The organism is Pseudomonas sp. GW456-L12 (assembly GCF_059424045.1).
On the sequence record NZ_JBWKZA010000005.1, the window covers coordinates 70987 to 90353 of the forward strand.

Annotated in this window: 24 protein-coding genes; 13 read left to right on the forward strand and 11 right to left on the reverse strand. The window is 63.4% G+C overall.

Annotated elements, in window-relative coordinates:
* Positions 1–2 precede the first annotated feature (2 nt).
* Positions 3–746 carry a gluconate 2-dehydrogenase subunit 3 family protein gene (locus tag AC07Y9_RS08200; protein ID WP_009041509.1) on the reverse strand — a complete coding sequence of 248 codons (744 nt, stop codon included), beginning with the start codon at positions 744–746 and terminating at the stop codon, positions 3–5.
* A gap of 296 nt (positions 747–1042) precedes the next feature.
* On the opposite strand from AC07Y9_RS08200, the gene AC07Y9_RS08205 reads away from it, so the two are divergent.
* Positions 1043–1699, forward strand: coding sequence for a phosphatase domain-containing protein (locus tag AC07Y9_RS08205; RefSeq protein WP_007924331.1), 657 nt, complete (start codon positions 1043–1045; stop codon positions 1697–1699).
* A gap of 135 nt (positions 1700–1834) precedes the next feature.
* Here the strand turns inward: AC07Y9_RS08205 and AC07Y9_RS08210 are convergent, their stop codons facing one another.
* Positions 1835–2122: a YheV family putative zinc ribbon protein gene (locus AC07Y9_RS08210; protein ID WP_102678760.1), complete on the reverse strand. Its 288-nt coding sequence runs from the start codon at positions 2120–2122 to the stop codon at positions 1835–1837.
* A complete protein-coding gene (gene prlC / locus AC07Y9_RS08215) occupies positions 2119–4170 on the reverse strand; it encodes an oligopeptidase A (RefSeq protein WP_102678759.1) in 2052 nt (683 codons plus the stop codon). Before prlC ends, AC07Y9_RS08210 begins: the two co-directional genes overlap by 4 nt.
* A gap of 102 nt (positions 4171–4272) precedes the next feature.
* Here prlC and AC07Y9_RS08220 point away from each other — a divergent pair, with 102 nt between their 5' ends.
* Both AC07Y9_RS08220 and AC07Y9_RS08225 read left to right on the forward strand, forming a co-directional pair.
* Positions 4273–4818 (forward strand): gamma carbonic anhydrase family protein, encoded by a 546-nt coding sequence (locus AC07Y9_RS08220; RefSeq protein WP_102678758.1) that lies wholly within the window; start codon positions 4273–4275, stop codon positions 4816–4818.
* A gap of 27 nt (positions 4819–4845) precedes the next feature.
* Positions 4846–5496: an HAD family hydrolase gene (locus tag AC07Y9_RS08225; RefSeq protein ID WP_009041505.1), complete on the forward strand. Its 651-nt coding sequence runs from the start codon at positions 4846–4848 to the stop codon at positions 5494–5496.
* 57 nt (positions 5497–5553) lie between these two features.
* Here AC07Y9_RS08225 and AC07Y9_RS08230 read toward each other — a convergent pair whose 3' ends face one another.
* The gene (locus AC07Y9_RS08230; RefSeq protein WP_102678757.1) at positions 5554–6633 is read right to left on the reverse strand and encodes an aminopeptidase; all 1080 of its coding nucleotides are present in this window, start codon (positions 6631–6633) and stop codon (positions 5554–5556) included.
* Positions 6634–6692: 59 nt separating this feature from the next.
* Here AC07Y9_RS08230 and AC07Y9_RS08235 point away from each other — a divergent pair, with 59 nt between their 5' ends.
* Positions 6693–7106, forward strand: a complete 414-nt coding sequence (locus AC07Y9_RS08235) for a PA0061/PA0062 family lipoprotein (protein ID WP_007926170.1) — start codon at positions 6693–6695, stop codon at positions 7104–7106.
* Between the two features lie 41 nt (positions 7107–7147).
* Complete coding sequence (locus tag AC07Y9_RS08240; protein WP_009041502.1) at positions 7148–7567, forward strand: PA0061/PA0062 family lipoprotein; 420 nt, start codon at positions 7148–7150, stop codon at positions 7565–7567.
* A gap of 4 nt (positions 7568–7571) precedes the next feature.
* On the opposite strand, the gene AC07Y9_RS08245 is transcribed toward AC07Y9_RS08240, so the two are convergent.
* Both AC07Y9_RS08245 and AC07Y9_RS08250 read right to left on the reverse strand, forming a co-directional pair.
* Complete coding sequence (locus AC07Y9_RS08245) at positions 7572–7811, reverse strand: DUF1161 domain-containing protein (RefSeq protein ID WP_009041501.1); 240 nt, start codon at positions 7809–7811, stop codon at positions 7572–7574.
* A 210-nt stretch (positions 7812–8021) separates the two neighbouring features.
* Positions 8022–8453, reverse strand: coding sequence for an OsmC family protein (locus AC07Y9_RS08250; protein WP_009041500.1), 432 nt, complete (start codon positions 8451–8453; stop codon positions 8022–8024).
* 242 nt (positions 8454–8695) lie between these two features.
* Here AC07Y9_RS08250 and AC07Y9_RS08255 point away from each other — a divergent pair, with 242 nt between their 5' ends.
* Positions 8696–9697 carry an LLM class flavin-dependent oxidoreductase gene (locus AC07Y9_RS08255; RefSeq protein ID WP_009041499.1) on the forward strand — a complete coding sequence of 334 codons (1002 nt, stop codon included), beginning with the start codon at positions 8696–8698 and terminating at the stop codon, positions 9695–9697.
* 157 nt (positions 9698–9854) lie between these two features.
* Here the strand turns inward: AC07Y9_RS08255 and AC07Y9_RS08260 are convergent, their stop codons facing one another.
* Together AC07Y9_RS08260 and AC07Y9_RS08265 are read right to left on the reverse strand one after the other, a co-directional pair.
* Complete coding sequence (locus AC07Y9_RS08260) at positions 9855–10079, reverse strand: DUF1161 domain-containing protein (protein WP_102678756.1); 225 nt, start codon at positions 10077–10079, stop codon at positions 9855–9857.
* A 129-nt stretch (positions 10080–10208) separates the two neighbouring features.
* On the reverse strand, positions 10209–10424 hold the full coding sequence (locus tag AC07Y9_RS08265; RefSeq protein ID WP_009041497.1) for a dodecin: 216 nt from the start codon (positions 10422–10424) through the stop codon (positions 10209–10211).
* Positions 10425–10580: 156 nt separating this feature from the next.
* Between AC07Y9_RS08265 and AC07Y9_RS08270 the strand changes: the two genes are divergently transcribed.
* Entirely contained in the window at positions 10581–10907 is a 327-nt protein-coding gene (locus AC07Y9_RS08270; RefSeq protein WP_007926179.1) for an ElaB/YgaM/YqjD family protein, read from the forward strand.
* On the opposite strand, the gene AC07Y9_RS08275 is transcribed toward AC07Y9_RS08270, so the two are convergent.
* Entirely contained in the window at positions 10904–11797 is an 894-nt protein-coding gene (locus AC07Y9_RS08275; protein ID WP_062824120.1) for a LysR family transcriptional regulator, read from the reverse strand. The genes AC07Y9_RS08270 and AC07Y9_RS08275 overlap by 4 nt on opposite strands.
* A 127-nt stretch (positions 11798–11924) precedes the next feature.
* Here AC07Y9_RS08275 and trpB point away from each other — a divergent pair, with 127 nt between their 5' ends.
* The 3 genes from trpB (at position 11925) to AC07Y9_RS08290 (ending at position 14560) form a co-directional block, all read left to right on the forward strand.
* Positions 11925–13160: a tryptophan synthase subunit beta gene (gene trpB / locus AC07Y9_RS08280; RefSeq protein WP_009041495.1), complete on the forward strand. Its 1236-nt coding sequence runs from the start codon at positions 11925–11927 to the stop codon at positions 13158–13160.
* Entirely contained in the window at positions 13160–13978 is an 819-nt protein-coding gene (gene trpA / locus AC07Y9_RS08285; protein WP_062824122.1) for a tryptophan synthase subunit alpha, read from the forward strand. Before trpB ends, trpA begins: the two co-directional genes overlap by 1 nt.
* A 114-nt stretch (positions 13979–14092) precedes the next feature.
* On the forward strand, positions 14093–14560 hold the full coding sequence (locus tag AC07Y9_RS08290) for an anti-virulence regulator CigR family protein (RefSeq protein WP_097137730.1): 468 nt from the start codon (positions 14093–14095) through the stop codon (positions 14558–14560).
* 97 nt (positions 14561–14657) lie between these two features.
* Here AC07Y9_RS08290 and AC07Y9_RS08295 read toward each other — a convergent pair whose 3' ends face one another.
* Positions 14658–14984 carry a DOPA 4,5-dioxygenase family protein gene (locus AC07Y9_RS08295; RefSeq protein ID WP_009041492.1) on the reverse strand — a complete coding sequence of 109 codons (327 nt, stop codon included), beginning with the start codon at positions 14982–14984 and terminating at the stop codon, positions 14658–14660.
* Between the two features lie 80 nt (positions 14985–15064).
* Between AC07Y9_RS08295 and AC07Y9_RS08300 the strand changes: the two genes are divergently transcribed.
* The gene (locus tag AC07Y9_RS08300; RefSeq protein ID WP_102678755.1) at positions 15065–15715 is read left to right on the forward strand and encodes an NAD(P)-dependent oxidoreductase; all 651 of its coding nucleotides are present in this window, start codon (positions 15065–15067) and stop codon (positions 15713–15715) included.
* Positions 15716–15810: 95 nt separating this feature from the next.
* On the opposite strand, the gene AC07Y9_RS08305 is transcribed toward AC07Y9_RS08300, so the two are convergent.
* Positions 15811–16761, reverse strand: a complete 951-nt coding sequence (locus AC07Y9_RS08305) for a choline sulfate utilization transcriptional regulator (RefSeq protein ID WP_102678754.1) — start codon at positions 16759–16761, stop codon at positions 15811–15813.
* Positions 16762–16875: 114 nt separating this feature from the next.
* Between AC07Y9_RS08305 and betC the strand changes: the two genes are divergently transcribed.
* Together betC and choX are read left to right on the forward strand one after the other, a co-directional pair.
* Positions 16876–18390, forward strand: coding sequence for a choline-sulfatase (gene betC / locus AC07Y9_RS08310; RefSeq protein ID WP_102678753.1), 1515 nt, complete (start codon positions 16876–16878; stop codon positions 18388–18390).
* A 15-nt stretch (positions 18391–18405) separates the two neighbouring features.
* Positions 18406–19338, forward strand: a complete 933-nt coding sequence (gene choX, locus AC07Y9_RS08315) for a choline ABC transporter substrate-binding protein (protein WP_102678752.1) — start codon at positions 18406–18408, stop codon at positions 19336–19338.
* The last annotated feature ends 29 nt before the right edge of the window (positions 19339–19367 follow it).

Here is a 19367-nt window from a genome sequence, read left to right on the forward strand (position 1 = left end):
ACTCAAGCCCTCTCGCCGCGAATCGATACTGCCGGGAAAGGGTATTGCTCGTTGCGTTCCACCCAGTCCATGAAATCGGCGCGCGCGCCGGGGAAGCCGATCAACGTCCAGCCGACCATGCCTTTATTGCCGCCGTGGATCGGGTCGCAGAAGAACCCTTCCTTGGTGTTTTGCAGCAAAAGGTTGAAGAAAATCTTCGGTGGAACGCTGTCGAATGGAGGCTTTCCCGCTTCGAGCTGCTTGAGCAAATCGTCTCGGGTAGCGCTGTCTTGCGCGGCAAATGTTTTACCGTTGAAGGCTTTCGACCATGCATCCGTCGCGGCGATGCCCAGGCGATAGATCTCCTTGGGCACCAGTTTGCTCTGCCAGCCCATCTCCGGCGCGGCGTCGGCGTTGAACGGGCCTTGCATGTACCACAGGGCACCCGCGGCGTAGGGGGTGTTCATCTGTCGATCGATGTATTCCGGCACGCCGGCTTCCAGGGCGCCCGGGCCTTGTTCGTCGGCCGGGATCAGGCGCTCTACCGCGGCCTGGACAAAGGCCCACTCTTCGGCGGTGAAATAGGTCGGCTGGTAAGCCTCGGTGCTGACCGGAGTTCGGGCCGGCTCCACTGGCTTGGGCGCTTCGGGGGCGGCCATCAGCATCGAGCTGCCAAGACCGGTACTGGCGACCGTGACCACCGGGATCAAGGTCAGGGATTTGCGCAGAAACTCACGCCGCGGGTTGTCTTGATCGTGATCAGACATGGGGGTGCACCTCACACTAGGCATTCACGGGTTGGGCAGCCGCGTCATGGCGTGGCTTGTCGTTCTGGCGGCGATTGGGAGCGCCGGGGAAACACAGTTCAGCAAACTTTGGTTACAAATGGTAGCAGGCTAAGCATTCGAATAAATCGTTTGCGTTGCAAAAAAGTCGCGATTGCCGAGAAAAAACCTCTATCGCAGTGGCTTCACGTTTCTTTGACGAGCGCCTCACAGGCCGTTGACCGGCCCGGATGGAAGCTAGGCTCCCTCCATCCCCATTTCCGCTCACGGCCTTGCGCATGCACAACTTTCGTAGCCTTCCCGCCCTCTGCCTGTCCCTGCTGACGCTGCTTGCCTGGCCCCAGGCGCAAGCCGCCGAAACCGGCGCGACCCGCCCGGCCCAGTGGGCCCAGCCGGTGGAAACCCACTACAACCTGTACCAGATGTCGCCAACGCTCTACCGCAGCGCCTTGCCGGACGGCGGCGCCGTGCCTTTGCTGGAAAAGCTCAAGGTGGGCACGGTGATCAACTTTCTGCCGGAGTCCGATGCCAGCTGGCTGCAGGCCCCGGCAATCAAGCAGGTGCAATTGCCTTACCGGACCAATCACGTGGATGACGCCGATGTGCTGGCGGCCTTGCGCGCGATCCAGAACGCCGAAAGCGAGGGCCCGGTGCTGATGCACTGCAAGCACGGCTCGGACCGCACCGGGCTGATGTCGGCGATGTATCGGGTGGTGATTCAGGGCTGGAGCAAGGAGGAGGCGCTGAATGAAATGACCGGAGGCGGGTTTGGCGACAGTTCCCACTTCAAGGACGGCATTCGCTACATGATGCAGGCCGATGTCGACAAGTTGCGCACCGCCCTGGCCAATGGCGATTGCAGCACCAGCGTGTTCGCCACCTGTTCGGTGAAAAGCTGGTTCGAGACGGTGAGCGCCAGCAAGCCGGCGAATTGACCGGCTGCTTGGGGCTGCAGAATTGAGCTTCGACCGCCTCCCGGTAGGAGCCAAGCTTGCTGGCGATCAAAGCACCGCGGTGTATCTGATACACCGCTATCGCGCGCAAGCTGCGCTCCTACAGGGGATTTGCAGTTACTTGGGCTCGTCGGTCTTTTTCTTCAACTTGGGGTTGGGGAAAAACTGCACCGACTGGACCTTGGCGTCCGGCGCCTTGAGGGCCGTGGTGTTGACCCGCGTACCCAGTTCCTTGGGCACCGACAGCCCCTGTTCATTCAGGGTGTCGGAATAACCGCAGGCCACGCACTCGCGATGGGGAACGTCGTCTTCGCTCCACATCATCAACTTGTCCTGCTCGCTGCACGCCGGGCAGACCGCCCCGGCGATAAAGCGTTTTTTCGTCTTCACTGGCGCCTCGCTCATGCCGCTGCGTCCTCGCTCAGGCCGCTGTGACGCAAGAGTGCGTCAATCGACGGTGCGCGTCCGCGGAAGTCGACGAACAGCACCATCGGCTCCTGGGAACCGCCACGGGCCAGGATCGCCTCGCGGAACGCGCGACCGGTCTCGGCATTCAGCACGCCTTCTTCCTCGAACTTCGAGAAGGCATCGGCCGACAGCACTTCGGCCCACTTGTAGCTGTAGTAACCCGCCGCGTAACCGCCGGCGAAGATGTGCGCGAAGCTGTTGGGGAAGCGGTTGTAGGCCGGCGGACGCATCACCGAGACCTCGTCGCGCACGCCTTCGAGCACCTGCAGCACGCTACGGCCGTCGCCATGGGTGGCATGCAGTTCGAAGTCGAACAGCGAGAATTCCAGCTGGCGCACCATCATCAGGCCGGACTGGAAGTTCTTCGCCGCGAGCATTTTTTCCAGCAGGTCCTGGGGCAGCGGCTCGCCGGTCTCATAGTGACCGGAGATCAGCGCCAGGCCTTCCGGCTCCCAGCACCAGTTCTCCATGAACTGGCTCGGCAGCTCCACCGCGTCCCAGGCCACGCCGTTGATGCCGGAAACACCGGCATGCTCGACGCGGGTCAGCAGGTGGTGCAGGCCATGGCCGAACTCGTGGAACAGGGTGGTGACTTCATCGTGGGTCAGCAGGGCAGGCTTGCCGCTGTCGGCCGGGGTGAAGTTGCACACCAGGTTGGCCACCGGGCTTTGCAGTACACCGTCAATGGTGCGGCGACGGTCGCGGGCGCCGTCCATCCAGGCACCGCCGCGCTTGTTGGCACGGGCATACAGGTCGAAGAAGAAGCGGCCCACGTGCTGGCCGTTCTCCTTGATCTCGAACAGGCGCACGTCCGGGTGCCAGCTGTCGAAGCCTTTCAGTTCGGCGATCTCGATGCCGTACAGGCGCTGGACGATGGCGAACAGGCCGCCGAGCACCTTGTCGATCGGGAAGTAGGCACGCAGGGTTTCCTGGGCCACGCTGTAGCGCTGCTCGCGCAGCTTCTCGCCGTAGAAACCGCTGTCCCAGCTTTGCAGGTCCGGGCAGCCTTGCTCGGCGGCGTAGGCCTTGAGCTGTTGCAGGTCCTGGGCAGCGAACGGTTTGCTGCGCTTGGCCAGGTCCCGCAGGAAGCTCAGCACCTGGTCGCTGGACTCGGCCATCTTGGTGGCCAGGCTCAGCTCGGCGAAGTTGGCATAGCCCAGCAGCTGGGCCAGTTCCTGGCGCAGGTCGAGGATTTCCTGCATGACCGGGCCGTTGTCGTTCTGGCCGGCATTCGGGCCCTGGTCCGACGCGCGGGTGCAGTAGGCGGCGTAGACTTCTTCACGCAGCGCGCGGTCTTCGGCGTAGGTCATCACCGCGTAATAGCTGGGGAATTCCAGGGTGATCAGCCAGCCTTGCAGGTCCTTGGCCTGGGCCGCGGCAGCCATCTGCGCCTTGGCCGACGCGGTCAAGCCGGCCAGGGCCGCTTCGTCGGTGACGTGCTTGGTCCAGGCCTGGGTGGCGTCGAGCAGCTGGTTGGAGAAGCGGCTGCCCAGCTCGGAAAGCTTGCTCTGCACTTCGGCGTAACGCTTCTGCTGCTCTGGCGGCAGGTCGATACCCGACAGGCGGAAGTCACGCAGGGAATGTTCCAGAATGGTTTTCTGCGCCACGTCGAAACCGGCGGCTTGCGGGCTGCCCGCCAGGGCTTCGAAAGCCTGGAACAGCTCGCGGTTCTGCCCCAGCTCGGTGGCGTAGGCGCTCAGGGCCGGCAGGCAGGACTCATAGGCCTCGCGCAATTCGGCGCTGTTGCACACGGCATTGAGGTGGCTGACCGGACTCCAGGCCGCGCCCAGGCGGTCGTTGAGTTCGTCCATGGCCAGAACCAGGCCGGCCCAGGTCGGTTGCGCGCCCTGGTTCTTGAGGATTTCAGCGATGGCAGCGCGGTTGTCAGCCAGGATCTGTTCGATGGCCGGCTGTACGTGCTCGGCGCGGATCGCCGAAAACGGCGGCAGGTCGTAGGGCTGCAGAAGAGGGTTGTTCACACTCACGGTTGGCACCTTGGCTGGAAGAAACGTAGCGTCATCTTAATTACAATCGACGCACACCGCAGCTATCGACCCCATTAATAAATGTCAGAGCAGGTATCCAACTTGGCCATTCGCAGCTATCAGCACCACACGCCCATCCTTGGCCCGCGGGCCTTCGTCGACCGCTCGGCGGTGGTGATCGGCGACGTCGAAATCGGCGCCGACAGCTCGGTCTGGCCACTGACGGTGATCCGCGGCGACATGCACCGCATCCGCATCGGCGCCCGCACCAGCGTGCAGGACGGCAGCGTGCTGCACATCACCCACGCCGGCCCCTTCAACCCGGACGGCTTCCCGCTGCTGATCGGCGACGACGTGACCATCGCCCACAAGGTGATGCTGCACGGTTGCAGCGTCGGCAGCCGAGTGCTGATCGGCATGGGCAGCATCGTCATGGACGGCGCGGTGGTGGAAGACGATGTGATCGTCGGCGCCGGCAGCCTGGTGCCGCCGGGCAAACGCCTGGAAAGCGGCTTCCTCTACGTGGGCAGCCCGGTGAAACAGGCCCGCCCGCTGACCGACAAGGAACGCGCCTTCTTCACCTACAGCGCCGCCAACTACGTGAAGCTCAAGGACCTGCACCTGGTCGAAGGCTACGACCAGGCTTGAGCCCCGACCCACTGCCCAGGAATCCACATGCATTACCAAACCGTTCTGTTCGACCTCGATGGCACCCTGACCGACCCGCGCGAAGGCATCACCCGCTCGATCCAGTTCGCCCTCGGCAAGCTGGGCATCGACGAACCCGACCTGAGCAAGCTGGAACACTTCATCGGTCCGCCGCTGCTGCAGGCGTTCATGCAGTTCTACGGCTTCGACGAAGCCAGGGCCTGGGAGGCGGTGAATTTCTACCGCGAGCGTTTCAAGGTTACCGGCCTGTATGAGAACCGCGTGTTCGACGGCGTCACGCCCCTGCTGGAAACCCTCGGCGGGCAAGGCCGCCAGTTGTACATCGCGACGTCCAAGCCATGGGTGTTCGCCCGCGAGATCGCCCGGCACTTCGATTTCGCCCGGCACTTCAAGGTGATCTACGGCAGCGAACTGGACGGCACCCGCACCGACAAGGTCGAGCTGATCCGCCATCTGGTCAGCGAAGAAGGCCTGGACCCCAGCGATACCCTGATGATCGGCGACCGCAAGCACGACCTGATCGGCGCCCGCCGTAACGGGCTGGATGCGGCGGCGGTGGGTTATGGCTTCGGCAGCCACGAAGAACTGAGCGCCGAGGCGCCGGCCTACCACTTCCAGACCCTGGATGAGCTGCATCAGGCGTTCCTGCAGCGCTGAGCCACCGGCCATCGCGGGCTTCTGCTCGACGCTCGCTTGCCCGCGATGGCATCCCTTTCAGGCGGCGTTCATCAGTGCTTGCAGCGCTGCCTTGCGCTTTTCAGCCGGCAGCGCGCCGAGCTTCTCCACGGCCTGGTAAAAGGCCGGCCAATCCCCGTTCACCTGCTTGAACAAGGCGGCGAATGCCGGCACCCACTGGTCGTACAGGCCAAAAGGCAGCAGCCTGGCATTGTTCAGCGGGGTGTTGATCCAGAAGTCGTAGCGCGCGTCGCCATGCCATTGGCTGTCCTTCAGCTGTCGGTAATCCCGGCGCAGCTGTTCGAACTCGGCGGCCTTGCGCTGGCGCATCTGCTCGGCTGGCAGTGGCAGGGCATACAGGCGTTCCAGGCGCTGGCGGGTATCGAGGATCAGCTGGATGAACTGGTCCTTCTGCTTGACCAGGACATCGCTGGCCGGCGCCAGGCCGCGGGCCGCGCGCCATTGCCGGGTACCTTCCTGCTCGACGAAGGTGGCGAAGGATTCGTTGAACTCGGTGTCGTCCTTCACATAGAAGCGCTGATGGGCCAGCTCATGGAAGATCAGGGTCGCCAGGCGCTCGTCGCCCCAATGCAGCATCGAACTGAGGATCGGGTCGTTGAACCAGCCCAGGGTCGAATAGGCCTCCACCCCGCCGATGGCCACATCCATGCCCTGCTGTTTCTGCAAGGCCGCCTCGCCGCGGGCCGCGCCCTGGCTGTAGTAGCCGCGATAGGCCACGCAGCCGGCAATCGGAAAGCAGTGGGTCTTGGGGCTCAGGGAAAACTCGGGGGTGCTGAATACATTCCACACCACGTAGGGCCGGCCGATGTCGGCGTAGAGGCGATAGCTCTGGTTGTCCGGCAGGTGCAGGTGCTGGCTGGCAAAAAGCCGGGCCTTCTGCGACTGGGCCAGATGGGCACGCAATAACGGGTCGCGAGCCGGGTCGGCGATGACCTGCTCGACCGGCGTGCGGGCCTGCAACAGCTGCCATTGGCCACTGGCCAGTTGGCCGTAGTAACCCACGCTGGAACAACCGTTGAGCAACAAAAGCAGCAAGCCCGGAAACAAAAAGCGCAAAAGATGATCAAGTAACCCATGGCTTGAACGCGGCCTAATCAAATCGAATCATCCTTCGAGAGTCTGCCCCCAAGACTATCTCGCCTGCCTGGAGTTTCGCTATGCGCGTGTTGCTGCTGACCACCGGACTCTTGACCTTGAGCGGCTGTGCCGGATTGCCCGCCCCCGATCCGACGCAAGCCTGGATCGACCTCGACACCCACCAGGACACCGCCCTGCAGGCGCTGGAGGTCGACGAAAAGGCCTGGGTGGACCGCCGATATTTCGAGGTACAGCCCGGCAACCATGAGCTGAAGGTGCGCTACCAGTTCGCCGTGGAGCCCACCAATATCGGCCCGGACAGCGAACCGCTGTGGCGCGACTGCCAGCTGAATGTGAAATACAAGGACTTCAACGCCGGCCAGCGCTATCAGTTGCAGACCGGCAATATCGGCTTCCGGCCCTGGGCCAAGCTCTATGACCAGCAGCGCAATCTGGTGGGTACCGGCCAACCGGCGGGCTGCCAGCGCACCTGATCGGCGCTATGCTGAGGCCTTTCCCCGGACGGCCCGACCTCATGCGCCAACCCTTGCTGCTGCTTGCCCTGACCGGCCTCGTTGCCTGCTCCAGCCCCCTGCCGGCGGTGGATCCGCAGCAGGCCTGGGTCGATTTCGCCACCCCGACGCCGGGCGGCAAGCTGCTGATGGCCGAGCGCCTGGACAACCAGCGCCTGACCGACGGCCGCTATTTCCAGGTCACCCCGGGCAGTCATGAGTTGATGGTGCGTTTCGATTTCGAGGTGTTCAGCGGGCGCCTCGGCCTGCTGAACGATCCGGCCGAGCGCCTGTGCTACCTGAGCGTGCGCTACGACCATTTCGAAGCCGGCCAGCGTTACCTGCTGGAAGCCCGCTCGCTGGGTTTCTCTCCCAGTGCCCGGCTGTACAACGCCAAGCGTGAGCTGCTGGCCGAAGACCATAGGGTCAACTGCGTGATCTGAACGATCAGCTGTCGTTGCGCTGATAGATGATTGCCTTGGTGCCGTTTTCACAGGTACCGACCACCATGGCCACGTCGTGCTTTTCGGCCTCCTCCTTGCTGACAATCTCCAGGGTGTAGGAGGGCACGGCGTTGGCCTGGATCTTGATTTCGATTTCTTTCTTGAGTTCTTCGCAATCCTTCGGAGCCGCCAGGGCCGAGGTGGCCAGCGCGCAACAAACAACTGCCAGGGCAAAACGTTTCATGATGTGGAGCTCCCTTTGATGCAGCGCCCATGGTCATGGGCTGAGCCTGCAGTCGGCTATTCGACCACATTTTCATGAAGCGAGTTCTGACGCCGCGCATATCGGGCGCGGGAGTTTCGGCAGGAGTGCAATCGCGAGCCAGTTCGCGCCTACGGGTTCGAAGGCATGAGCGAGCTGGCTCGCGAAGCGATACGGCAGGTTAAAACACCGTCAGCTGACCAGCGTCGCATCCAGGCTGATCCTGGCATTCAGCACCTTGGACACCGGGCAACCTTCCTTGGCCTTCTTGCTCAGCTCGTCGAACTGCTGCTGGCTGGCGCCGGGAATCTTCGCCTTGAGGATCAGGTGCACCGCGGTGATCGCAAAACCGCCATCGACCTGGTCCAGCGTCACTTCGGCGTTGGTGTCGATGCTGTCGGCCTTGAGCCCGGCCTCGCCGAGAATCATCGAGAAGGCCATGGAAAAACACCCCGCGTGCGCGGCGCCGATCAGTTCTTCCGGATTGGTGCCCTTACCGCCCTCGAAACGCGCCTTGAAGCCGTAAGGTGCATCGCGCAGTACCCCGGTTTCCGTGGAAATCGAGCCAATGCCGGTTTTCAGGTCGCCTTCCCAGTGAGCCGAAGCTTTCTTGATGATGCTCATGTCTGTCTCCTCGAGAACGGGCGCGAAAGACCGCGCCCTTGTGGTTTTCTGCTACTCAGGGTTCTAGAGGATAGAAGGCCCGGCGAAGTTCATCCTGTCTGAATCCACCGTTTATCCGGACAGCAAATTCAGCCTGGCTATTGAAACTCGGGTATATGCCCACATTGCATGAAACAGGCTTACAGCATTCGGCAGGTTTTGGCTCATGACAAAGGCCTGCACACCAAAGGAGAAGCAGGTTCATGAAACCACTGTCCGACGTTAAGTTTTCCACCCTCGACCTGGTCCCCGTGCGCGAAGACGGCAGCCCGGCGCAATCGCTGCGCAATTCCCTGGACCTGGCCCGCCATGTAGAGAAGTTCGGCTACACCCGCTTCTGGGTCGCCGAGCACCACAACATGGACGGTATCGCCAGCTCCGCGACCTCGGTGCTGCTGGGCTACCTGGCCGGCGGCACCTCGAGCATTCGCGTCGGCTCCGGCGGCGTGATGCTGCCCAACCATGCGCCGCTGGTGATCGCCGAGCAGTTCGGCACCCTGGAAAGCCTGTACCCAGGGCGTATCGACCTGGGCCTGGGCCGCGCGCCGGGTTCGGACCAGATGACCGCCCGCGCCCTGCGCCGCGAACGGTCCGGCAGCGCCGACGACTTCCCTGAAGACGTCGCCGAGCTGATGGCCTATCTCGGCCCACGCACCCCGGAACAACGGGTGATCGCGGTGCCGGGAACCGGTACTCAGGTGCCGGTGTGGCTGCTGGGTTCCAGCCTGTTCAGTGCGCAACTGGCCGGCGAGCGCGGCTTGCCTTACGCCTTCGCCTCGCATTTCGCGCCGCGCTACATGCACGAGGCGATTCGCGTGTACCGCAATCACTTCAAGCCTTCGGCCGTGCTCGACAAGCCTTATGTGATGCTCGGCGTGCCGCTGGTGGCCGCCGATACCGACGAACAGGCCGACTATCTGGCGACCTCGGTGTACCAGCGGATCCTCGCGTTGATGCGCGGCCAGAGCCTGGTGCAGCGCAAACCGGTGAAGAGCATGGACGGCCTGTGGCTGCCCCATGAAAAAGAGGCCGTGGGCAGCTTCCTCGGCCTGGCCATGATCGGCAGCCCGGCAAAGATCCGCGCCAAGCTCGAAGTGCTGATCGAACAGACCGGCGCCGATGAGCTGATCTTTACCTGCGACCTGTACGAGCACGCCGACCGCCTGCATTCCTACGAACTGCTGGCGCAAGTGATGAAGGGTTGAGTCTGCAATCGGGCCGAAGGACTGGGTGATCCAGAGGCCCTGCGCGCCCTTCGGTCGCGATCGCAGCCTGCGGCAGCGGCTACAGGGGCATGCCTGGCCTGACCCGGGCACAAAAAAGCCGACGCATTGCGTCGGCTTTGTTCATTGCTACAAGGGCTCAGCCACGCTTGTAGACGATTTCCTTGGTACCGCCTTCGCAGGTACCGACCACTTTGCCGTCAGTCGCGCTGCCTTTTTCGACAATTTCCAGCGAATAACCCGACACCCCTTTGGCATCGATCTTCGCGGCGATTTCGCTTTTCAGCTCTTCGCATGATTTGCCGGCAGCAAGGGCTGTTCCCGCGACACTCAACAACACTAAAGCCATTACCAGTTTTTTCATCGGTCACATTCCCTGGTCGAATCAAAATAAGCGTCAAGCCCCGGCCTGCTCGGCATCGAGGCAGATATAGCGCTTTGCCATTCCCTATGGCAATCGGCCAGCGCACAAGTTCAACAGCCTAGCCCAGGTTCAGCTGTTGGCAATGCGGAAACCGACTTTGAGCGTGACCTGGAAATGCGCGGCCTTGCCATCCTTGATATGCCCACGGGTTTCCGTGACCTCGAACCACTCCAGGTGCTGGATGCTTTTGCTGGCTTCGGCCAGCGCATTGTTGATGGCGTCTTCGATGCTGCTAGGGGACGAACCGACCAGTTCGACTTTCTTGTAGGTGTGATGATCAGACATGGCGCTCTCTCCTTATGAGGTAGATCAAAGCCTAGCAGCGATTAGCGGCAACACTTGAGTGAGCCCCGGCCCATCGAAGTTCAGATTTAATGCACTTTCGCCAGGCCGCGCAGTCGGACCCTACAGACCCTCAATCAACAATGCAGGAGAGCCACCATGGCCAACACTTCGTTACGCAAAGCCTCATTGGAAAGCATGGAAGCCGAGATCGAAAGTCTGCTCAAGTCCCTGGAGAGCCTCAAGGACGACGCTTCGGACGAATCGCGCAAAACCCTCAAGGCGCTGAAAAGCAACGCCGAGAGCGCGCTGAGACATTCGCGCAGCCTGCTCAGCGATGCCTATGAAGAAGTCAAAGTGAAAACCCGTGAAACCGGGATCGCCACCCGCGACTACGCCCAGCAGCACCCCTGGACCACCGCCGGCGTTGCCGTGGGCGCGCTGGGCCTGCTGGCCGCTTACCTGCTGTGCAAGCGCGGTAATTAAGGCGTCTGGCGCAGCTCGTTACTGAGCCACTGCGCCAGCTGCCGGGCGCGCCCATCCGCGGCGCGCTTGGGTAGCCACAACGCCAGTTGCCCCGGGGTTTCACAGAAGCCCCACGGGGCAACCAGGCGTCCGGCGCGCAGGTCCTCGGCCACCAGCGGCTGCGGCGCGATCGCCACGCCCAGCCCGGCCACCGCGGCCTCCAGCAAATAATACAAATGCTCGAAACCCTGGCCGAACTTCAGCGCCCCGGCGTCGATGCCGTTCTGCCGTGCCCAGCTGGGCCAGGCCTGCGGGCGCGAGGTGGTCTGTAGCAACGTCTCGTTGAGCAGCGCGCTGGCCGGCGCCTCGCGCAGCTGCTCGTAGCGGCTGTAGCGCGGGCTGAGCACCGGGCCGATGCGCTCGCTGGCCAGCTCAAAGACCTGCATGTCCGCCGGCCACGGCGGCTCGGCGAATACCAGCAAGGCGTCCAGCCCCGGCCGGCGCGGGTCGAGATCGCCTTCACCGGCCGACAGGTGCAGGCGCAGGTCCGGCAGGTCGGCATTCAGCCGCCCCAGGCGCGGAATGAACCAGCGCGCCAGCAGGCTGCCGGAGCAGCCGAGCACGAAGGGCGCATCGACGGTGCTCTGGGTCAGCTCGGCGCAGACCGTGCGCAGGCGCTCGAAGGCATCGCTGCTGGCATCGCGCAGGCGCACACCGGCATCTGTGAGTTTAAGGCCGCGCCCTTCCTTGACGAACAGGCTCACCCCAAGATGCTCTTCGAGCACCTTCAACTGGCGGCTGACCGCGCCATGGGTGACGTGCAGCTGTTCGGCTGCCTGACTGACACTGTTCAGGCGAGCGGTGGCTTCGAAGGCCCGGAGGGCGTTCAGCGGGGGCAGGTCGTGGCTCATGGGATATGTGAGTTTTCCTGACAGGTTGTGGCGATCTTATCGGTTTTCAGCCTGGGGCGTCAGGGGTAGAGTGAACGCCATTGTCTTTCCAGCATTCACCCTTTTGACGAATCACCGGGAGCGCCCCATGAACCAGACCAACCTGCGCAACGGTCCTGATGCCAACGGCCTGTTCGGCGCGTTCGGCGGCCGTTACGTCGCCGAAACCCTGATGCCACTGATCCTCGACCTGGCCCGCGAATACGAAGCGGCCAAGGAAGATCCGGAGTTCCTCAAGGAACTGGCCTACTTCCAGCGCGACTACGTCGGCCGTCCAAGTCCGCTGTATTTCGCCGAGCGCCTGACCGAGCACTGCGGCGGCGCCAAGATCTACCTCAAGCGCGAAGAGCTGAACCACACCGGCGCGCACAAGATCAACAACTGCATCGGCCAGATCCTCCTGGCGCGGCGCATGGGCAAGAAACGCATCATCGCCGAGACCGGCGCCGGCATGCACGGCGTGGCCACCGCCACCGTGGCGGCCCGTTTCGGCCTGGACTGCGTGATCTACATGGGCACCACCGATATCGAGCGCCAACAGGCCAACGTGTTCCGCATGAAGCTGCTGGGCGCCGAAGTGATCCCGGTGGTCGCCGGCACCGGCACCCTGAAGGACGCGATGAACGAAGCCCTGCGTGACTGGGTGACCAACGTCGACAGCACCTTCTACCTGATCGGCACCGTGGCCGGTCCGCACCCTTATCCCGCCATGGTCCGCGACTTCCAGGCGGTGATCGGCAAGGAAACCCGCGAACAGTTGCAAGCCCAGGAAGGCCGCCTGCCGGACAGCCTGGTGGCATGCATCGGCGGCGGTTCCAACGCCATGGGCCTGTTCCATCCGTTCCTCGACGACAAGAGCGTGCAGATCATCGGCGTCGAAGCCGCCGGCTACGGCATCGAGACCGGCAAGCACGCGGCCAGCCTGAACGGCGGCCTGCCTGGCGTGCTGCATGGCAACCGCACCTTCCTGCTGCAGGACGAGGATGGCCAGATCATCGACGCCCACTCGATTTCCGCCGGCCTCGACTACCCGGGCATCGGCCCTGAACACGCCTGGTTGCACGATATCGGCCGTGTCGAATACACCTCGGTGACCGACGACGAAGCCCTGGCCGCGTTCCACCAGTGCTGCCGCCTGGAAGGCATCATCCCGGCCCTGGAAAGCGCCCACGCCCTGGCCGAAGTGTTCAAGCGCGCGCCGAACCTGCCCAAGGATCACCTGATGGTGGTCAACCTCTCGGGCCGCGGCGACAAAGACATGCAAACCGTGATGCACCACATGGAACACTCTCAACAAGAGCAATCCCAGCAGGAGAAACACTGATGAGCCGCCTGCAAACGCGCTTTGCCGAGCTTAAGCAACAGAACCGCGCTGCCCTGGTGACCTTCGTCACCGCCGGCGACCCGGGCTACGACGCTTCCCTGGCGATCCTCAAGGGCTTGCCGGCCGCCGGCGCCGACGTGATCGAACTGGGCATGCCCTTCACCGATCCGATGGCCGATGGCCCGGCGATCCAGCTGGCCAACATCCGCGCCCTGGAGGCCAAGCAAAACCTGGCGAAAACCCTGCAAATGGTTCGCGAGTTCCGTGTCGGCAACAACGACACGCCGCTGGTGCTGATGGGGTACTTCAACCCGATCCACCACTACGGCGTACCGCGCTTCATCGCCGAAGCCAAGGAAGCCGGGGTCGACGGCCTGATCGTGGTCGACATGCCGCCCGAGCACAACGCCGAGCTGTGCGACCCGTCCCAGGCCGCCGGCATCGACTTCATCCGCCTGACCACGCCGACCACCGACGACGCGCGCCTGCCGAAGGTGCTGAACGGCAGCTCGGGCTTCGTCTACTACGTCTCCGTGGCCGGTGTGACCGGTGCCGGTTCCGCCACCCTGGAGCACGTGGAAGAGGCGGTGACCCGCCTGCGTCGCCACACCGACCTGCCGATCAGCATCGGTTTCGGCATCCGTACGCCGGAGCAGGCCGCGGCCATCGCCCGCCTGGCCGACGGCGTGGTGGTGGGGTCGGCGCTGATCGACCAGATCGCCAATGCCAGCAGTTCCGAGCAGGCGGTGGATGGTGTGCTGAGCCTGTGTGCCTCCCTCGCCGAAGGGGTGCGTCAAGCCCGTGTCAGCCAAGGGTAAAGTTCCTGATACAGAGGAATTCGCCTCAGAGTCCACAGACTAACCAGCAAGACCAAGGGGTTCAGAACCAGGTTCTGAGCCCCTTTTTGTTGTTCGTGCTCTGAGGAAGACCCGATGAAAATGCCCAAACGCCTGATTGCCGGTCTCGGTGTGCTGATGCTCAGCGCCAGCCCGCTGCTGCACGCGGTCGCGGACCCACGTGACGACCACGACCGCGGCGGCCCGCAACCGGGTCGCTACGACAATCGAGGAGACAATCGCGGGGATAATCGGGGCGATGAGCATCGCGGCCCGCAGGCCGACCGCCGTGGTGGCCCACCCCGGGATTTCGGCCCGGTGCGCGAGACCATTCGCGACAACCACGCCTACTTCGTACGCGGCGCGCCGCCGCCCCACGGCATCCATCTGCTGCGCGGCCAGCCGCTGCCCCGCGGCTACTACGGCGAACGCCTGGACAACCGCGCCCTGGCGCACCTGCCGTACTACCCGGGTTATGAATGGCGACGCATGGGCGCCGATATCGTGCTGATCGCGGTGGGCACGGGGATCGTCTACGAGATCCTCGATGGCGTGTTGTATTGATCGGGGCTGATGGCGCTTGAAAGGATTCCATCGCGAGCAAGCTCGCTCCTACAGAAAGCGCCTGACCTTCTAGGAGCGAGCGTGCTCGCGAAAAACCTTAAAAAATCGACAGGTCCAGCGGCCTGATCGCCCCCATCCAGATCGCATGCTCCGTGTGATCCTTCAGGTCGTCCCCGGTATCGGGGTGCAGGAATACCACCAGCCCGTTGCGATTGAGCGCCAGCCACGGCAACACCTCGCCCAGGTATTGCGGCTCGAACGCCAGCTGGCAGCTCCAGTCCGGGTGCGGGCCGACCGGCCGTTCATGCACCCGGCCCATCTTCAATGGAAACAATTGCGCCGCCTGCTCGCACAGCGCCCGCGCCTGGTCGATGGTGCTGGCGTCGAAATAGACATGGGCGTGATAGCCCTTGATGCGTTGCATGGAACCTCTCATGACAAAGTCGAACCCTGGCGACAGCCCACAGGTCATAACCTTAGCAGTGTAAAGAAACGGGCCGCGCCATGAAAAATGCCGAAACCCCGGTGGTCAAGCTGGTGCTCTACGGTGCCATGAGCAGCCTGGGCAGCGCGCTGATGGCGGAATTCCTGCGGCGCCAGCATGAAGTCATCGCCATCCTCGACGACCTGACGGCCCTCGAGCCCCTTCCCGGCTTGCGCACCAAATGCGGTGACCTGTTCGATGCCGCGCGGGTCAGGCAAAGCGTGGCCGGAGGCGACGTAGTGGCCTGCCTGCTGGATGCCCCGGGGCTGCCCATGGGCCTCGAACAGCAGGAAAACCTGCTGCTCGAACCCCGGGAACAACTTCGCGCGGTCGATGCGCTGATCGCTGGCATGCAGGCCGCGGGCGTCCGGCGCCTGTTCCTGGTGGGGCATTTTGAGGTGCTGGACCAGCCGGAGATGGAAGGCTACCCACACCGCCAGACGGCCGAGACCATCCTCGACATGCTGCAAGGCAGCAGCTTGCGCTGGACCCTGGTGAATGCGCCGCAAAGCGTACCCGGGCTGACCCTGGAACACTTCAGCCACCCCATCGACAGCCTTGCACCCGAGCGGGTCGAGCCGGTGCAGCGACTGGCACGGGTAGCTGCCGGCATTGCCGATGAACAGCAGTTGAACCTGCATGTGGGCGAACATGTGAACTTCGTGTGCTGAATCCTTATCGCGAGCAAGCTCGCTCCTACAGAAGGTTATGCGATCCCATGTAGGAGCGAGCTTGCTCGCGATGGCTTCCACGCCAACCCCAAACCTCAGATGGCAATCGACGGCAGGCCCAGCCCGGTCAAAGATTGCGCGCTGTCGGCCTGCTCGGTCATCAGCCAGTCGAAAAACCGCTGGATCAATGGCCCGCGGCGTTTGCGCTGGGGCAGGACCACGTAATAGCCGTAGCGGGAAATCAGCGTTTCGCTGATCGGCCGGCACAACAGACCTTGCGCCAGCAAGTTATCCACAAGGTGGCGCCAGCCAATACCCACGCCCTGGCCACCGATCGCCGCCTGGATCAGCAGGGTGTAGTTGTCGAAACGCAGCTGCCCCGGCGCCGGCGGGGTGGCGATCCCCAACTCGCGGAACACGCCGCTCCAGTCGAACCAGTGGCTGCTGTTTTCCCCCTTCAAATGCAGCAGCGGAAACTCCAGCAGCGACTGGGCGCCCAGGGGCAGCGGCCGCTCCTTGAGCAGCAACGGGCTGCACACCGGAAACACTTCCTCATTGAACAGCCAGTGGCTTTCACCCTGCTTGAAACGCCCATCGCCAAACAGCACCGCCACGTCGATATCGGTGCGCAGCATGTTGTGGCTGCGCTCGCTGGTGACCAGGCTTACGTCCACCTGTGGATTGGCGGCGTGGAAGCGGTGCAGGCGCGGCATCAGCCAGTAGGCGGCGAAGGCGAAGTCGGTGGCCACCTGCAGCACCTCGTGCTGATGCTGGGCGGTGATGGCGCTCAGGCCGCTGTCGATGCTCTGCAAGCCGGCCTGCACCTGTTCGAACAACTGGCTGCCGGCCTCGGTCAGTTCGATGCCCCGGTAGATGCGGTCGAACAGCCGGGTGCCGAGCTGTTCCTCCAGCCGCTTGATCTGCTGGCTGATGGCCGGCTGGGTGGTGCCCAGTTCCACCGCCGCGGCGGTAAAGCTGCGCTGACGCGCCGCCGCCTCGAATACGCGGAACAGGTCCAGGGACAGGTCGCCGAGCGCTTCATACATAAGCTGTGCTTATCCTAGTCATTGCCGTACGTGGGCTTTACCGTAAAAGCCTTGGGTTACATGCTCGATCGCAGCACTTTCGCATAACTGCCCAATATGGAATGCCGCGAATACATGAAGCGCAAGAACATTCTTTTCATCATGGCCGATCAGATGGCCGCGCCAATGTTGCCGTTCTACGGTCCATCGCCCATCAAGCTGCCGCATCTGAGCCGTCTCGCCGCCCAAGGCGTGGTGTTCGACGCCGCCTACTGCAACAGCCCGCTGTGCGCGCCCTCGCGTTTCACCCTGGTCAGCGGCCAGTTGCCGAGCAAGATCGGCGCCTATGACAACGCCGCCGACTTCCCCGCCGATGTCCCGACCTACGCCCATTACCTGCGCCGCCTGGGCTACCGCACGGCGCTGTCGGGCAAGATGCATTTCTGCGGCCCGGACCAGCTGCACGGTTACGAAGAACGCCTGACCAGCGATATCTACCCGGCCGACTATGGCTGGGCGGTGAACTGGGACGAACCGGACGTGCGCCCGAGCTGGTACCACAACATGTCTTCGGTGCTGCAGGCCGGGCCATGCGTGCGCACCAACCAGCTGGATTTCGACGAAGAGGTGGTGTTCAAGGCCCGCCAGTACCTGTTCGATCACGTTCGCGAAGACGGCGACCAGCCGTTCTGCCTGACCGTGTCGATGACCCACCCGCACGACCCGTACACCATTCCCAAGGCCTTCTGGGACCTGTACCGCGACGAGGATATTCCGCTGCCGCAGACCCCGGCCCAGGCCGCGCTCGACCCGCATTCCCAGCGCCTGCTCAAGGTCTACGACCTGTGGGGCAAGCCGCTGCCTGTGGATAAGATTCGCGACGCGCGTCGCGCCTATTTCGGCGCGTGCAGCTATATCGACAGCAACGTCGGCAAACTCCTGGAAACCCTGGAGGAAACCGGGCTGATCGACGACACCATCATTGTTTTCTCCGGCGACCACGGCGACATGCTCGGCGAGCGCGGCCTCTGGTACAAAATGCATTGGTTCGAAATGGCCGCGCGGGTGCCGCTGCTGGTCAGCGCGCCGGGGCAGTTCGCCGCCGGCCGGGTAAGCCAGGCGGTCTCGACCGCCGACCTGCTGCCGACCCTGGTGGAACTGGCCGGAGGCCAGCTGCAACCGGGCCTGGCGCTGGATGGCCGCTCCCTGGTGCCGCACCTGCAAGGGCAGGGCGGGCATGACGAAGTCTTCGGCGAATACATGGCCGAAGGCACCATCAGCCCGCTGATGATGATTCGTCGCGGCCGCTACAAGTTCATCTACAGCGAAGACGACCCGTGCCTGCTGTTCGATGTGGCCAACGACCCGCGCGAGCAGGAAGAACTCAGCCAATCGCCGCAACATCGCCCGCTATTCGAGGATTTTCTCCGCGAGGCGCGGGCCAAGTGGGATATCCCGGCCATCCACCAACAGGTACTCGCCAGCCAACGCCGCCGTCGCTTCGTCGCAGGCGCCTTGAGCCTGGGCAAGCTGAAGAGCTGGGACCACCAGCCTCTGGTCGACGCCAGTGCGCAATACATGCGCAACCACATCGACCTCGACGATCTGGAGCGCAAGGCTCGTTATCCACAACCCTGCCCAAACCAATAACGTAAGGGGAAGAGCATGCAAAGGTTATCCACAGCAGTGACGGCCACGCTTCTGGCGCTGGGCAGTGTTTCGATCCCGGCCCTGGCCTGGGCCGAACAGGGTTGCGAGACGGTGAAGATGGCCGACCCGGGCTGGAGCGACATCGCCGCCACCAACGCCATCGCCGGTTTCCTGTTGGACAGCATGGGCTACAAGGCCAAGATCGACACCCTGGCGGTGCCGATCACCTTCGGCGGGCTCAAGGACGGCCAGGTGGATGTGTTCCTGGGCAACTGGATGCCGGCGCAGCAGGGCTTCTACGACAAGTTCGTGGCCAATGGCGATGTCACCCAGCTGGCGAAGAACCTGGACGGCACCGAGTTCACCCTGGCGGTGCCGGATTACGTCTGGGACGCCGGCGTGCATGACTTCAACGACCTGAATAAGTACGCAGACAAGTTCGATAAGAAGCTCTACGGCATAGGCTCCGGGGCCCCGGCCAACTTGTCGTTGCAGGAGATCATCAAGAAGAACGACTTCAACCTCGGCCAGTGGAAGCTGATCGAGTCCAGCGAACAGGCGATGCTCGCCGAAGTCTCGCGGGCGGTGAAAAGGCAGAAGTTCGTCACCTTCCTCGGCTGGACCCCGCACCCGATGAACGTGCAGCTGAAAATGCATTACCTCAAGGGCGGCGAGAAGTACTTCGGCGACACCGGCAGCGTCTACACCCTGACCCGCAAGGGGTATGCACAGGCCTGCCCGAACGTCGGCAAGCTGCTGGGCAACCTGAGCTTCACCCAGGAAATGGAGAACAGCATCATGGCCGAGGTGGCCAACAAGAAGGTCAGCAACTTTAACGCAGCCAAGGCCTGGATCAAGGCCAACCCGGCGGTGCTGGGCAAGTGGCTGGACGGGGTGAAGACCCTCGACGGCAAGGAGGCGCTGCCGGCGGTACAGGCCAAGCTGTAATCCACCTGTAGCCGCTGCCGCAGGCCGCG